Source organism: Arthrobacter sp. Z5-13 (assembly GCF_056499105.1).
The window spans coordinates 2,450,690-2,464,564 of the sequence record NZ_CP096460.1 but is presented as its reverse complement, the minus strand read 5'-3'; the positions used below and the strand labels follow the sequence as shown (position 1 = coordinate 2,464,564).

At 62.6% G+C, this 13,875-nt stretch carries 13 protein-coding genes; 1 reads left to right on the top strand and 12 read right to left on the bottom strand.

Going from position 1 to position 13,875, the window contains the following annotated elements:
- Positions 1-44: 44 nt before the first annotated feature.
- From M1E02_RS11740 to M1E02_RS11710, 7 genes are all read right to left on the bottom strand, one after another.
- Positions 45-1,178 (bottom strand): FAD-dependent oxidoreductase, encoded by a 1,134-nt coding sequence (locus M1E02_RS11740; protein WP_479374444.1) that lies wholly within the window; start codon positions 1,176-1,178, stop codon positions 45-47.
- Between the two features lie 65 nt (positions 1,179-1,243).
- A complete protein-coding gene (locus M1E02_RS11735; protein WP_479374443.1) occupies positions 1,244-2,170 on the bottom strand; it encodes an ABC transporter substrate-binding protein in 927 nt (308 codons plus the stop codon).
- Between the two features lie 43 nt (positions 2,171-2,213).
- Complete coding sequence (locus tag M1E02_RS11730) at positions 2,214-3,620, bottom strand: NAD(P)/FAD-dependent oxidoreductase (RefSeq protein ID WP_479374442.1); 1,407 nt, start codon at positions 3,618-3,620, stop codon at positions 2,214-2,216.
- Positions 3,621-3,655: 35 nt separating this feature from the next.
- On the bottom strand, positions 3,656-4,390 hold the full coding sequence (locus tag M1E02_RS11725) for an SDR family NAD(P)-dependent oxidoreductase (protein ID WP_479374441.1): 735 nt from the start codon (positions 4,388-4,390) through the stop codon (positions 3,656-3,658).
- Between the two features lie 37 nt (positions 4,391-4,427).
- The gene (locus M1E02_RS11720; RefSeq protein ID WP_479374440.1) at positions 4,428-5,534 is read right to left on the bottom strand and encodes an alanine racemase; all 1,107 of its coding nucleotides are present in this window, start codon (positions 5,532-5,534) and stop codon (positions 4,428-4,430) included.
- A gap of 131 nt (positions 5,535-5,665) precedes the next feature.
- A complete protein-coding gene (locus tag M1E02_RS11715; RefSeq protein WP_479374439.1) occupies positions 5,666-6,151 on the bottom strand; it encodes a RidA family protein in 486 nt (161 codons plus the stop codon).
- A gap of 17 nt (positions 6,152-6,168) precedes the next feature.
- Positions 6,169-6,864, bottom strand: a complete 696-nt coding sequence (locus M1E02_RS11710) for a haloacid dehalogenase type II (protein ID WP_479374438.1) — start codon at positions 6,862-6,864, stop codon at positions 6,169-6,171.
- 229 nt (positions 6,865-7,093) lie between these two features.
- Here M1E02_RS11710 and M1E02_RS11705 point away from each other — a divergent pair, with 229 nt between their 5' ends.
- Complete coding sequence (locus M1E02_RS11705) at positions 7,094-7,441, top strand: cupin domain-containing protein (RefSeq protein WP_479374437.1); 348 nt, start codon at positions 7,094-7,096, stop codon at positions 7,439-7,441.
- Positions 7,442-7,618: 177 nt separating this feature from the next.
- Here the strand turns inward: M1E02_RS11705 and M1E02_RS11700 are convergent, their stop codons facing one another.
- From M1E02_RS11700 to M1E02_RS11680, 5 genes are all read right to left on the bottom strand, one after another.
- The gene (locus M1E02_RS11700) at positions 7,619-8,689 is read right to left on the bottom strand and encodes a DNA polymerase IV (protein WP_479374436.1); all 1,071 of its coding nucleotides are present in this window, start codon (positions 8,687-8,689) and stop codon (positions 7,619-7,621) included.
- 160 nt (positions 8,690-8,849) lie between these two features.
- Positions 8,850-9,041, bottom strand: a complete 192-nt coding sequence (locus tag M1E02_RS11695; RefSeq protein ID WP_479374435.1) for a hypothetical protein — start codon at positions 9,039-9,041, stop codon at positions 8,850-8,852.
- Between the two features lie 84 nt (positions 9,042-9,125).
- A complete protein-coding gene (locus tag M1E02_RS11690) occupies positions 9,126-11,066 on the bottom strand; it encodes a BCCT family transporter (protein ID WP_479374434.1) in 1,941 nt (646 codons plus the stop codon).
- Between the two features lie 532 nt (positions 11,067-11,598).
- Complete coding sequence (locus M1E02_RS11685; RefSeq protein ID WP_479374433.1) at positions 11,599-12,402, bottom strand: IclR family transcriptional regulator; 804 nt, start codon at positions 12,400-12,402, stop codon at positions 11,599-11,601.
- 180 nt (positions 12,403-12,582) lie between these two features.
- Complete coding sequence (locus tag M1E02_RS11680) at positions 12,583-13,875, bottom strand: molybdopterin molybdotransferase MoeA (protein WP_479378140.1); 1,293 nt, start codon at positions 13,873-13,875, stop codon at positions 12,583-12,585.

The window sequence follows — 13,875 nt, the reverse complement described above, 5'->3', positions numbered from 1 at the left end:
TCACGCTTTCTTCATAGTGCAGCTCGTTGTGGCTGCAGGTTGGTCTAGCTCGTTTTGAAGCGTTCGGGCCTGACGAAATCCAGACCATCGACGGTCCCCTTGCCAAGGGCTTCGTAGGCGGCAATGTGGCCGTAGCCGGTGGCATTTTTGAACCCTCCGCCGGAGAAACCTGTGGCGCCGTAAATTCTGCTTGACTCGCTGAACCAGCCCAGCAGCGGGTTCCGGTCCTCGGTGTAGAGCTCCGGGAAGGCATCGGAGCGGACGATCGTCGGGTTAAGACCAGGCAGGAATTCGGAGATCGTTTCTGTGGTCTCCGTGATTTCTGCGGAGGTCAGTTCCCTCGGTACTGCGTCAGCTAGAGGGGTTGGGCTGCCGCGGCCGTCCAAGGTGGCTTTGACTGTGACCCCGTCGACGGCGGGTGCCCCGTACATTGCGCGGTCCCCGGAGATCCGGCTGAAAGTAGGGAACCTTTCCGGGCCGAACTCGGCTTCGTCCCGGGCAACGAACCAGGTCAGGATGACCCTGCGCGTTTCCGTGTGCGCCTTTAGATAATCAGGCATGAGGCGCTGGGACCAGCCACCGGAGGAGACGATGACCTTCTCGAAGGTCCAGGACTTATCACCCGAGGTGATGACGACGCCGTCCGCGGTTTCGGTGATGCTGTCGATCGGGGTGTTGGTGTGGATCGTTGCGCCGTTGGCCTCCGCAGCAGCGACGGCAGCGATGACTGCGCGGTCGGTGCGCAGGACCCCTGCGTTCGGATCGTAGACGGCGATGTCGTCAGGGCCGAGGTTGTGCTGCGGGTAGCGTTCGGCCATCTCCTGGCGGCTGAGCACTTCGTGTTCCGCGCCGTTGGCCGTTGTGGTTTCCAGCAGGGCCGAGAGGTAGGGGCCGTCTTTGACCCCTATGGACAGGCCGCCGCAGCGGATCAGGATGTCCTGTCCTGTTTCTGCTTCCAGTTCAGCCCAAAGATCCCGCGAACGCTCCAGGATGGGGTAGAGGTCAGGCAGTCCACGGTAGATCATGCGAAAGAGCCGGGTGTCCCCGCCCACGGCGCTACGGCCGTGAGCGGGTACCTGGGCTTCGAACCCGACGACGGAGTCGGACAGGCGGGAGGCCTGCCAGAGTGCCATGCTTCCGATGCTGCCCAGTCCGATGACTGCCAGTTTTCCGTCCATGTTTAGAGCACCTGTTCCATGTCGGGTTTGCTTCTTTCGGTAGTTGTTTAGTGAATGGGCGGCTGTTAGCGGATCGTTGCTTCGGTGATGGCTGATTCGCTGAGGCCCCAGTACTCGAGGGCTTTCTTGTATTTGGGGGTTTCGAGGACGGACTGGATGGCTTTTTGCAGGGCCGGGGTCAGGGGTGATCCTTTTTTGAGGCCCATGGCGACGTTGGTGTTGGTGCGGGTGTCCATCCTGGGTTCGAGGATGTGGAAGTGGTTGGGCTGTTGTTCGTTGGCCCAGGCCAGGGCGCTGGCGTCGTAGAAGACGCCGTCGATGCGCTTGGAGTCGAGTTGGGTGAGGGCTTCCTGGACGTTGGGCAGTGTGATGCCGTTGATGGCGGGCTGGCCCTTTTCCTCGCAGGTCCATTTGGAGACGTTGGGCAGGTGCTTGAGTTGCTGGGTGGAGCCTTTGGTGACGCCGATGTTCTTGCCGCAGAGGGTCTCGTTGGTGAGTTTGAGGGGGTTGTCCTTGGCTACTGCTACGGCGGAGCCGCCTTTGAGGTAGTTGATCATGTCCAGGACCTTGAGGCGTTCTTCGGTGGCGGACATGGTGGTGGCTGTGAAGTCGTAGCGGCCGCCGTCGATGCCGGGAATGATGGTGTCGAAGGCGGTGTTTTCGAACTTTAGTTTCAGGCCGAGTTTTTTGGCGACGAGGCGGGCGAGGTCGGGGTTGAGGCCGATGGGGGTTTGGTTGTCTTCGGCGAGGAAGGTCATGGGCGGGGAGCTGAGGTCCATTGCGACGGTGATTTCGCCTTTGGTTTTGAAGGACTCGGGCAGCAGTGTGACAGCGGCGGCGTCGGGCTGGACGCCTTCTGAGATGTCACGGGTGTTCTGGGTCTTGGACAGGTCCGTGGCCGGAGTCCCGGTGGCCGCGCCGCCACAGGCAGTCAGGGCCAGCAGGACAGCAAGCCCCGCGGCCGCCGTCTGGATCTTGTTTGTGGTCTTCATGGTGTTCCTTCTAAGGGGTTGGGGGTGAAGGGTGGTGCGATGGTTATTCGTGCAGTCCGGCGAGTCTGCTGCCGAATTTTGCCAGGAGTGAGGTTTTGGTGGAGTCCCGGCGTTCTTCCCATTGATCGGCAAGGCCGAAGAGCCGGTACATGCCGTGGACGCCGAGCCAGCGGATGGGTTCGGGTTCCCATTTACGTGCTCGGTAGCCGACCCACGGGAGAGCGGTCCTTTCTGATTCCTTTTCGAAGGCCAGTTCCGCGAGGGTTCTGCCGCCGACGTAGGCCGCGGTGACGCCGTGTCCTGCGTAGCCGGTGGATGATCCGATTGCGGATGCCTTGTCCCAGTGCACACCGCCGTTCCAGTCACGGGTAACGCCGAGGACTCCGGACCAGGCATGGTCCACTTCGAATTGGATACCAGGGAAGAAGGAGCGGAGCTTGGTAGAGATCAGGTCAATCGTGGACTGTGGTGTTGAACCATCACCTCCTGTGCCGGAGCCAAAGCGGTAGGGCATGCCCCGGCCGCCCATGGTGATACGGCCGTCCGCTGTCCGCTGCGAGTAGATGAAGGTGTGCGCGGAGTCGCTGAGGCACTGCAGCCCGTCCCAGCCAATCTGCTGCCAGGCCTCCTCCGAGAGCGGCTTGGTGACGATCATTGAGGAATTGATCGGTATCAGGGACCTGCTGCCAAGCAGTTCTCCGGAATACCCTTCGGTGCAGATGAACGTTTTGGCCGCGGTCACCCGCCCGTTGTTCACAGTGAGGGTCTTGTTCTCGACGCTCCCTACCCGGCTGCCTTCGTAGATGCTCACCCCCATGGAGGTCAGGGTCTCAGCGAGACCGTAGACAAGTTTCGCCGGATTCATCCGCGCGCAATGCTTGTAGAAGAGCCCGCCGTGGACAGTGGAGACGTTGATCTTGCTCTGGAACTCCTCCCGGTCCAGCAGGTAGACATCGTCTTCGCTCAGCCCGTACTTCCAGTCGGCGTCACGCCTGGCTACCAGCCGGCCCAACCCCGCCCTGGTGTGGGCAGCTACGAGCGCGCCGCCCTTGTTCTGATCGGCGTCGATGCCCTCTGCCTTGAGAATATCCAGGACGGCATCAACGCCGGCGACAAACTCCTGCTGCAACGCCCGGCTTGCGTCGATCCCGCCGCCCGAGGCGCGAGCGAAGGTGGCCCGGTTTCCTGGGGGCATTGCTGAGAGCCAGCCGCCGTTTCGTCCGGAGGCCCCGTAGCCGATCTGTTCTGCCTCGAATACCGCGACCTTCAGTGAGGGTTCGAGTTTCTTGGCGAAGTACGCAGCCCACAGACCGGTGTAGCCGCCACCGACAATTGCCAGGTCTACGGAATCCTGACCGGTGAAGCGGGGGTAGGTTGGCCTGCTGTCGGCGAGCCCGGCCATCCAAAAGCCGAGTTCTCCGTTTCGGGGTGTTGCTGCGAGGTTTGTCATGACTTGTCCTTTGAGTGTGGGAGCGGTTGTGGTGTTCAGGCGGCGGTGTATCCGCCGTCGACGGGCAGGACCGCTCCGGTGATGTAGGACGATTCCTTGGATGCCATGAAGAGGATGGCGTCGGCGATTTCTTCGGGGGTGGCCAGGCGCTGGAGCGGGATCTGGCCCTCGCGCTGGGCGCGGTAGGCCTCGGGGTCCTCCCTGCGCTGGAACGATGCTTCGATGATCGGGGTCGCGGTCAGACCCGGTGCGACGACGTTCACACGGATGTTGCGTGAGGCCCATTCGATTGCGGCGCCCTTCGCCAACATGATCAGGCCGCCCTTGGCCGCGGAGTACAGAACTTCATCTGGCTTGCCGACCATGCCCAACCGGGAACTGACGAGGACGAACGAGCCTCCCGTAGCGGGCATCAGCGGCGCGAAGTGCTTCATCACCAGGAACGAGCTCAGCAGGTTGCTGTGGAGGACGTTCTTCGCGTCCTCGTACGCCATCTCAGTGAGCGGGCCGCTGACCTGCAGGCCGTGGTTAAGGACGACGACGTCCACGGTCCCGAAGGATTCGGCGGCCTGACGTGCGAGGCTTTCGACGAATGCCTCGTCATTGAGGTCTCCGGGGACATACACATCCTTGGGCTGCGCGTTGTCCAGCTGCTCCCTGCGGCCGGTCAGCAGCAGGCGGGCGCCTTCGTTGCGGAATTGGGAACAAACTGCATCCCCGATTCCGCTGTTGGCGCCGGTGACCAGGGCGGTGGTCTTATCAAGTCTCATGTCAGACATTTCCTTCGTGGTGTTTAGTTCGGGGTGGTCAGTTGAGGAATCCGCGGGCGTCGACCGGCCACCGTTCCAGCGTTGTGCCGGTGCTGTCGGTGACGATGTATTCCTCGAAGTTCACGACGATGGGGCAGACGTGGTTGGGCACCACTGGAAGCACTGTCCCGATGCCGGGGCGGAAGTCTCTGCCGGGCAAGGGGAGGAAGCCGTGGTATTCGTTGAGCTTGGACAGGACGGCGTTCGTGCCGGCAATGCTGCCGTAGCCGATCTCGGGGTTGCCTTCCCGGCCGAGGGCTTTGGTGCCGATGTCGAGGATGACCTGATCCGGGACCCAGTCGCTGACCACGGTGCCGGCGACGAACAGTGCGATCTGGTCCTCGGTGCAGGCCCCGAGCCTGGTGTTGTTGAGGTCGTTGAACACGTACTCGCCGGGACGGATTTCGGTGATGACGCTGTTGGTGGCGAATTCCACGGTGGGTGTGGAACCGGCGCTGACCACCTCGGGGGTGATCCCGGCTGCGGTGAGGCTGCGCACGGCAGTAATTAGCGCGGCATCCTGGTCCTCAGCGGCGCGCTTGCGGGCGTCCGGACCGGCGCTGCCGTGGCCCGGATAGGTGAACACACCCACTGGAACCAGGCCGCGATTGCGTGCGGCCAGGGCGAGGTCACCTGCGGCCTCGGGAGCAGCGCCGGAACGACGGGCACCGCAGTCAACCTCAATGACCACCTGCAGCAGTCCAGGTTCGTCCTCCATCGCGTCGGCGAGGGCATTGATTGCCGCGACGTTGTCGGCGCCGACCCGCAGCCGGGTGGTTTCGGCGAGTTTGCGGATGCGTGGCCCTTTCGTTCCGGCTGTCCAGACCGGGTAGGCGATGAAGATGTCCTCGAACCCGGCGGCGGCGAAGACATCGGCCTCACCGACGTTGCCTGCGGTGATTCCGACCGCCCCGGCCTTGATCTGGCGCCGGCCGATTTCGACGCACTTGTGCGTCTTGACGTGTGGCCTGACGTCGAGGTTCTGGGCGTCGCCGAAGGCCTGCATGCGGTCGATGTTCTCCTGCATCACGTCGGCCAGCACGATCGGTGAGGGGGTGTCGATCCGCTCGAGGAGAGCCTCGAGTGCTGATTGAATGCGGTTCACGCTGTACTCCTTGTAATTCTGTTTATGAATCGAGGACCGCGGTGCTGGCTTCCTCGGATGCTGATTGTTCGGGACCCGCTGCAGCGGGTCCCGAACAACATCGCCGCACGTTGCCGCCGTCGTGCCTGTTACTAAACTGCCGTGCAGATCATCTGGATCTCTACCGGCGTGTTCAGCGGCAGCCCGGCGACACCGATCGCGGTGCGTGCATGCCGTCCGTTCTCGCCCAACACCTCGATGAGCAGTTCACTCGCTGCGTTGGCCACCCGCGACTGCAGTCCGAAGTCCGGAGTGCTGGCCACGAAGACCAGCATCTGCACGATGCGAACCCGGTCCAGGTCGCCCACCGCCTGCACAGCGGCAGCGAGGCAATTGAGCGCGCAATGGCGGGCGAGCTCCCGCGCAGACTCCAGGTCCACGTCCCGGCCCACAGTCCCTTGACCCAGCAGCACGCCATCCTTGAACGGCAGCTGGCCCGAGATATGGATGCTGGAATCCACCGCCCGGTGGTCCACGTAGTACGCGTTATCAGCAAGGACCGGTAGCTCCAGGCCGAGGGCCCCGAGCCGGTCCAAAGCCGAAGCGCCCTTTACGGTTTGAGATAGTGGCAGACTCATCTGTAACCGGATCTCCCTTAGGAGGCAGCGGGACGCGGCAGGCCGAAGAGGACGGGGAGTTCGGCGATGTCGGTGATCCGCTCGTAGCCGAGCCAGTGCTCGTCCTGCTCGAAGCCGCGGTCCACGTACACCTTGTTCTTGATGCCCAGGATGGCGGCGCTGCGGAGGTCGTACATCGGGCTTGCGGAGACGTGGACGATCTCATCCGGTGTCACGCTGAGCTTGTCGAACATGTACTCAAACGCACCGAGCCGCGGCTTGTACATGCCCATCTCCTCGGCGCTGATGATGTGTGCGAAGGGGGCCTTGAGGTTCGCTGCGAGGAGCGCAGCGTCAGCGGTGTCGCTGTTGGTGATGATGACCAGCGGGATTTCCTCGGCCAGGCGGTTCAGTGCCTCGGTGACACCCGGGTACGGGCCCCAGGTGGTCACAGTCTCGTAGACGGCCTGGGCATCAGCTTCACGGTACTCAATGCCGAGCCTGTTTGAGGCGCGTTCCATGGAGTTGGCGACGATCTGGCGGAACGGCTTGTATTCGCCCATGCACTCGTCAATGCGGTATGCCTTGCAGGCCTGCAGGTACTCATCGGCAAGCTCGGCCGGCAGCCGGTCGCCCAAGACCTCGCGCAGGGCATCGCTGATAGCGAACTTGATCAGCGTTCCGTTCATGTCGAACGTAACGAATTTGGGCTTGGTCTCGAATTCAAATGCCATTAGTTTCCTTCGGTGAAGATGGTCGTCGATTGTCGACGAGACTTTTAGGGTGGTGCGTCGATTGTCGACAATACGCCTGATGTTGAGAGGTGTCAACGATTTGTGGCCTTGAGGGGTCCTGTGGGTAAAACCCACAGGCTTGAGACCCTCATCGCCAGAAATGGGATAGACGCGTACTGATCCAATAGGGTAGGATTGTCAACAATTCACAACCACTGGAAGGAAAACCATGCGTCCATACGTGTACGTCCCTGCAGCTGAGGTTCAGGGCGAGCTGGAGCCCAACGGCTACCGCGCCGGCTACGACTCAGGTGACCCCAAGACGGCAATCCTGAAGTTCGACACCGAGGTCAAGACCGGAGTCTGGGAGTGCCAGCCCGGCGGCTGGGACATAACCCCTCGCGAGGACACCGAGCTCTGCTACATCGTTAGCGGCCGCGTGACCGTCACGGATGGGCCCACAGGCAACGTCTACGAGGTCACTGCCGGCGACGTGGTGGTGCAGCCCAAGGGCTGGTCGGGCCGCTGGGATGTCACCGAAACCATCCGCAAGGTCTACTGCCACGGCTTCGACTGATCGTCGCCTGACCTCACGCTCGGCTAACGGGCCGTACCCTCATTGAGGGTACGGCCCGCTCGCGTCTCCAGGACCTCCAAGGCCACGCGACACGCCCGCTCCAACCACCCCGGATGGCCCAACTGTCCGCAAACAGCACCTAGGAAGCACCAGATCGTAGGGGTCTGCCGCCGTCGTTCACCAGCCGCTGCGGGTCGGCGTATGCCCTTGCCTTGAGTCGTCGGGCATCGGCATTTCGGCCCGCAGCCCCAGGAGGCGTATGGGGCGATCCGGCTCGATCTTCGCTGCAAGGTCCAGGGTGCGTGCGAGCACTTCTGCCGGGTCCGATGTCTCGGGGATCTTCCGGCCGTAGGTCTTGGTGAAGAACGGGGCGTAGCGGACTTTGAGTGTCAGACCGATCACCGGCCGCCCTTCCGCCGCGACATCCTGGAGGACCTGCCTCGCTAACTCCCTGACGGCGTCGTCAATCTGCCCCGTTTCAGTTAGATCCCGCTGGAAGGTGGTTTCCCGGCTGTGCCCGCGTGCCACCCAGGGCGTGTCATCGACTGTCCGGGCGCCGTCACCCCGCCCGAGCTGCGCATACCAGGGGCCCATCTTCGGGCCGAACTCGGGGACAAGATCAGCGGGGTTGGACGCTGCAAGCTGGGCCACAGTCTCGATGCCGAGCGTGGCAAGACGGCGTGACACTCTGGTCCCCACGCCCCACAGCTCGACTGTGGGCCGGCTCCCCATAACGTCCAGCCAGTTAGCATCAGTGAGCCGGAAGACGCCGGCCGGCTTGCCGAACGTCGTCGCAACCTTGGCGCGGACCAGGGTGTCACCGATGCCGACACTGCAGTGCAACCGGGTCTCCTCAAGGACGGCTTGCTGCAGTCGCCGGGCGTAAGCCTCCGGATCCTCCGCCCGCACACCAACGAACGCTTCATCCCAGCCGAGCACCTGGACCGTAGCGCCGGGTTGGGAACGGAGCACTTCCATGACTTTTTCAGACGCGGCGAGGTAAGTTTCAGCGTCCACGGGCAGGATGACGGCGTCAGGCACTTTCCGCGCGGCGATGCGTAGCGGCATTCCCGAGCCGACGCCATACTTCCTTGCTTCGTACGACGCCGTGGACACTACCGCCCTTTCGGTCGGATCGCCGCGGCCGCCAACGATAACTGCCTTACCCGCAAGCTCAGGCCGACGGAGCACTTCGACAGCTGCGATGAACTGGTCAAGATCCACATGCAGCACCCAAGGTTCACTCACAGCCCCAGTCTGCCCCGGGCGGGCGTTTGGCACCACTGTTTGGCGGGCACCACCTTGGTCCCGTGGGCAGGCGGTCCCGACTCCGTAATTGGACATGCAAGCGCCCCGCAGGAAATCCTGCGGGGCGCCGGGATAACACCGGGGAGGGGTGCTGGTTCGTTTAGCCGAGTACTTCGGTATCGATATACGATCCCGGGCTGCTGACCGCACGGCCGTCCCCATGGCAGCTGCACTTGGAATCGATTTCCAGGCGGACTGTAACGGGTTCGTCGGTTTCGAGGCTGACGGTGACCGAGCCATTGCCGTCACCTGATATGTGAAGGACCTTTTCTTTTTGCTGGGAAGCGTGCATTTGATTCCGTTCTTCTAAAGGCAGGAGGACAGGGGGCGGCCGACGATCCTGGCCGCGGACGGCCAGGATCTTCGGCCACCGTATCTAGTTGGTTGAGCTGTTCCCGTGGGAGGGTGTCCCGTCCGGGCAGCCTTCGTGGGATTCGTGCCTGGTCACGAGGTCGAACTGGACGTGGCCGTGTTGCTCCACGCCCGTACGGATCGCACGTTCCATCACGTTGGTGGCCAGCCGTTGCCGGAGCGCCAGCGGGTCGCGGCGAAGGTCCTTGACCAGGGCGAAGCAGAGCAGCAACATCACCACCACGAAGGGAAGAGCGGCCACGATGGTGATGCGTTGGAGCCCTGACAGGGCCTCTGACGGTACGTCTCCGCCGGCGAGAAGCATGACGGCGGCGACGGCCCCGGTGAGCGTGCCCCAGAAAATGACCACTCCCCGGCGGGGTTCTTCGGCGCCGTTGGAGCTGAGCGATCCCATCACGATGGAAGCTGCATCTGCGCCGGTGATAAAGAAGATCCCCACCAGGACCATCGCCAGGACGATGACTGCCGCGACGGCCCAGGCGGGCATGCCCAGGTTCTTGATCAGATCGAAAAGGGCACCGTCGAAGCTAACGGACGGGACGCCGTCGACCATGGTGACAAGGCCGGGAGTGCCGGCCTTGTCGGCTTCCTGCTGCACGTGGAATGCGGTGCCGCCGAAAATGCCGAACCAGATCACGCTGACGACGCTGGGCACCAGCAGCACACCGGTGACAAACTGACGAATGGTGCGTCCGCGGCTGATGCGGGCAATGAACATGCCAACGAAGGGGGTCCAGGATACCCACCAGGCCCAGTAGAAGATGGTCCAGCCGGACATCCAGCTGCGCAGAGACTCGTCGCCGACGGCTTCGGTCCGGGAAGACATCTCCGCGAGGTCCCTCGCGTAATCGCCCACCGCGGCGGGGAGCAGATTGAGAATGAAAAGGGTGGGTCCTGCCACGAAGACGATCAGAGCCAGGATCACGGCCAGGACCATGTTGATGTTGGAGAGCCACTGGATTCCGCGGCTGATGCCGGAAACCGCGGAGGCTACGAAACAGGTGGTGAGGACGGCCACGATGGCAACGAGCACGGGAGTGCCGATTTCGCCTACCCAGCCGTTGGACGTCATGCCGCTGCCGATCTGCAGGGCGCCGAGGCCCAGTGATGCCGCAGTGCCGAAGAGTGTAGCGAAGATGGCAAGGATGTTGATGAACTTGCCGATCGGACCTTCAACCACGCGGATGCCGAACAGGGACGTGAAGGCGGCGGAGATCAGCTGTTTGCGGCCCAGCCGGTAGGTTCCATAGGCCATCGCTATGCCCACGACGGCGTACATGGCCCAGGGGTGCAGCGTCCAGTGGAAGATTGAGGTGGCCATTGCAGTCTGGATGGCAGCCGGGGTGCTGCCGTCAACGGTTCCAGGCGGGGGCGAAACGTAGTGGTAGAGAGGCTCGGCCACGCCGTAGAACATGAGCCCGATGCCCATGCCCGCGGCAAACATCATCGCCACCCAGGAGACGGTGCGGAATTCGGGCTTCTCGCCGTCCTTGCCGAGCGGGATGTTGCCGAACTTCCCCAGGGCAAGCCAGAGGACAAAGATGACGAAGAGGGAGGCCAGGACCATGAACAGCCATCCTGTGTATTCCATAACCCAGTTCAGGGCACCCGTGGAGGACGCGGAGAGACTGTCCCGGCCAACAAATCCCCAGATCACGAAGGCGACGGCGATGGCGCCCGTGATCCCGAAGGTGACTTTATCGAGGGTCAGTTTGGTCTTCCGGCGTGCCGAAACGGCCTGTTCGGTTTTGGCGTGGCGGAGCTCTTCCAGGATCTGGTCGTACTCTTCTGAATCCGGCAACGTGCTGGAAGTTCCATCCTCAGGAATGAGGACAACTGCTTCGACACCGTCGCTTGAAACCGATTCCTCGATTATTAAGCTTTCCGCGTCGGCTTCGCTGACGGGAGGTTTCTTGGGGGGTTTTGTGTCGCTGTTTATAGCCATGATTTTGTCCTTTTCTTGGGAGTCATGGACTGCGTGTTTCAGATGTGGCCGTTGACTGTCAGGCCGGGAGGAAGGTTGGGGGCTTCCTTGGATTTGATGACCATGATGTCGCCGTCCAGGACTTCGACCTCAAAATGAAAACGGCAATCGGCATGGCCGAATCAAGCCGGAGCGCCTCCCCTGGCGCGAGCTCACTGAGTGGGCAGGCCTTGTGCATGTTGCCTCTCATGGTCTGGGCGGGGATCAGGTTGACGAATGCTGTGGTCCGGAACCTGCAGGACGTTCCGTATGGATCAACAGGATTCGCGCTAAGCAACAGAGTGCCCCTCGTCACACTCAATGTCAAGACATTTCTGAAGCGCTAAGCACATCTTGACGGCAGGGATGACATGGCTCACCCTGTTGCATAAGATGATAGCTGTTGCGTAATAAGCAATTGGCGGATGAGGGCCGAACTTACCGAGACGCTCGCAATCGTGGCAGGGCGAAGCTGCCAGCCTCTTCCAGTGTCCGTATCAGATAAGGTGTGGGCTCACCTTTGCGTGTAGCCCATTTTCTCGCTGATCCTGAGTCCTGCAGCACGTAGGGCCGTGATCAGCTCCGGGACCTTTTCGGTGTCGAAGCGGAACGCCGGTCCCGAAATGCTCACTGACCCAATGACCGCGGCCACGTGGTTATAGACCGGAACGGCAACAGCGTTCAAGCCGATCTCGAGTTCGTCTCTCGACTCGGCATACCCTTTGTGGGCTACATCCAGCAACTGCTTTTCCAGTACTTCCCGGCTGGTGATGGTTCGCGGCGTTCTGGCAGACAAGCCGACCTCGTCAAGGATCCGGCGCCGCTCATCAGCGGGCAGTGCTGCCAGAAAAACCTTTCCACTGGACGTGGCATGGAGAGGTGTCAGGCCGCCGACCCAGTCGTGCGTGGCCAGGCTGGAGGGGCCCAGCGCCTGGTCGACGTTGACGGCATAGCCTGAGCGCAGGACTGCGAGGTTCACCGTTTCCTTGCTCTCATCCGCCAGATCTTCCAGGATCGGCCTGGCCTCCCGCACCAGGCTGAGGCGGGCAGGGATGGAGGCGGCGAGACGAAGGATGCCGAAGCCAAGCTGATACTTGCCGCGTCCGCTGTTCTGCTGGACCATCTCAGGGCCGGCAAGGGATTCGAGCAGCCGAAAGACGGTGGACTTGTGAACGCCCATTTCCTCCGCGATATCGCTGACGCCCGCGTGTCCGTCACGTGCAAGGATTTCGAGGATCTGCAGGGCACGGTCAACGGACTGCACGCCGCCCGCCTGCCCGTTTGCACTTTTTTGGGCGTCAAGGTCATTTGTGGCCATGATCCACACCTACGTCTTTCTGTGGCCAAACAAGAGGCTGAAAACACCCGTTCTGCGTTTGATCCTAGACCGCTAAGGTTAGACCCCCGCAATTCCCCTGTTGCAACCGCCGCAGGTATCCATTCACCGTTGGCGCCCGGACGACGTTAGAGCCGGGCATTGTTCTCACCTAGAATCGCGTCATTTTGTGCTCCCGTATCGGTAGGTTGCGGACAGAATCGTCTCGTCGGACTGCGTCCAGGGGAGAGGGAGCACAGAAACCGGCTCGCCGGAGTGGACTCCGCACGGGGGTACCACCATGACACCGTCAGCAGCGGCCAGTCCACGCATCATTCCGGGCCCGGTATGCGTGGCAGGAAAGGCCAACCCCTCGATGAACCTGCAGGGAATCAGCCGAGTACGGCCCGGGCAGGGATCAACGTCAGCGGCCGACGTAACCTGCCCCACGGGGGCGAGGTTTCTTCCTCCCAGTGCATCCAGGAGTGGCGCACCAATACTGATGAGGGCCATCATTGCAGCCAAGGGGTTGCCGGGCAGTCCGACGACGAAGCGGCCGTCCGGAAGTACGGCCAGGACAGCCGGGTGGCCGGGACGCATGGCGATGCCATCCAGCAGCAGCCGGCCGCCGAGAGCGGCGATAGCATCGCGAAAATGATCTGTCCCGGAACGCCCGGTTCCGCCCGTGGTTATGGTCACGTCCGGCAGGGGCCCGGGAAGTGTTTCGGAGCCACCCAAAGCCGCGAGCCACTCGTTGTAGGAATCCCCGACGCGCAGGGGGCCGGCCGGTGTGCCGCCCAGAAGGGCAACGACCGAGCCCAGCTGGGGACCAAAAGCGTCCCGGACATGGCCAGGTTCCGGAACACCCGCTGTGACTACTTCGGAACCGGTCAGTACGATTCCGACCACCGGCTTGCCCTGCACCTGCAGATTGTCATGGCCGGCCACGGCTGCGAGCGCAAGGTGGCCGGGGTTCAGTTCTGTGCCGGCCGGGATAAGCACTTCACCGGCGGCAGCTTCTTCGCCGGCAGGACGGATATGGCGGCCCTGTCCAGGCTCGCCAGGTTTTGCGTTGCCATTAAGCCGCAGGAGAGTGTTGCCCGCAGCGTCTTGGTGGACCTCGCCGCTTTCCTTGCGGAGGATCGACGTGGCACCGGCAGGTACCAGCCCGCCGGTGGCGATGACGCTGGCCCGCCCGGGTGACAGAAGATTTTTGTTGCCGGTAAGGATCCATGGACCGGAACCGCTAATGGCCCAGCCGTCCATGGCGGAGGAGTCGTAATGCGGGAGCGCCTGCAGGGCAGCGACCTCACGGTTCAAGATGCGGCCTGCTGCCGACGAGAGCGGAATTTCCACCGGTGCGAGGGGGACAGCGCAGTCAAAAGCCAGCTGGCGCGCTTCGAACCACGTGGGGGCGGCAGGTCCGGAAGGGCGCAAGGCAGAGAACAGCTCCGGTGTGCGACGGCTGGTGGTGAT

Coding starts and splice junctions, on each gene's coding strand:
- M1E02_RS11715 (WP_479374439.1), bottom strand. CDS start 6,151: ATGAGTCTGCCACTATCTCAAACCGTAAAGGGCGCTTCGGCTTTGGAC.
- M1E02_RS11735 (WP_479374443.1), bottom strand. CDS start 2,170: ATGAAGACCACAAACAAGATCCAGACGGCGGCCGCGGGGCTTGCTGTC.
- M1E02_RS11685 (WP_479374433.1), bottom strand. CDS start 12,402: ATGGCCACAAATGACCTTGACGCCCAAAAAAGTGCAAACGGGCAGGCG.
- M1E02_RS11725 (WP_479374441.1), bottom strand. CDS start 4,390: ATGAGACTTGATAAGACCACCGCCCTGGTCACCGGCGCCAACAGCGGA.
- M1E02_RS11730 (WP_479374442.1), bottom strand. CDS start 3,620: ATGACAAACCTCGCAGCAACACCCCGAAACGGAGAACTCGGCTTTTGG.
- M1E02_RS11690 (WP_479374434.1), bottom strand. CDS start 11,066: ATGGCTATAAACAGCGACACAAAACCCCCCAAGAAACCTCCCGTCAGC.
- M1E02_RS11705 (WP_479374437.1), top strand. CDS start 7,094: ATGCGTCCATACGTGTACGTCCCTGCAGCTGAGGTTCAGGGCGAGCTG.
- M1E02_RS11740 (WP_479374444.1), bottom strand. CDS start 1,178: ATGGACGGAAAACTGGCAGTCATCGGACTGGGCAGCATCGGAAGCATG.
- M1E02_RS11710 (WP_479374438.1), bottom strand. CDS start 6,864: ATGGCATTTGAATTCGAGACCAAGCCCAAATTCGTTACGTTCGACATG.
- M1E02_RS11695 (WP_479374435.1), bottom strand. CDS start 9,041: ATGCACGCTTCCCAGCAAAAAGAAAAGGTCCTTCACATATCAGGTGAC.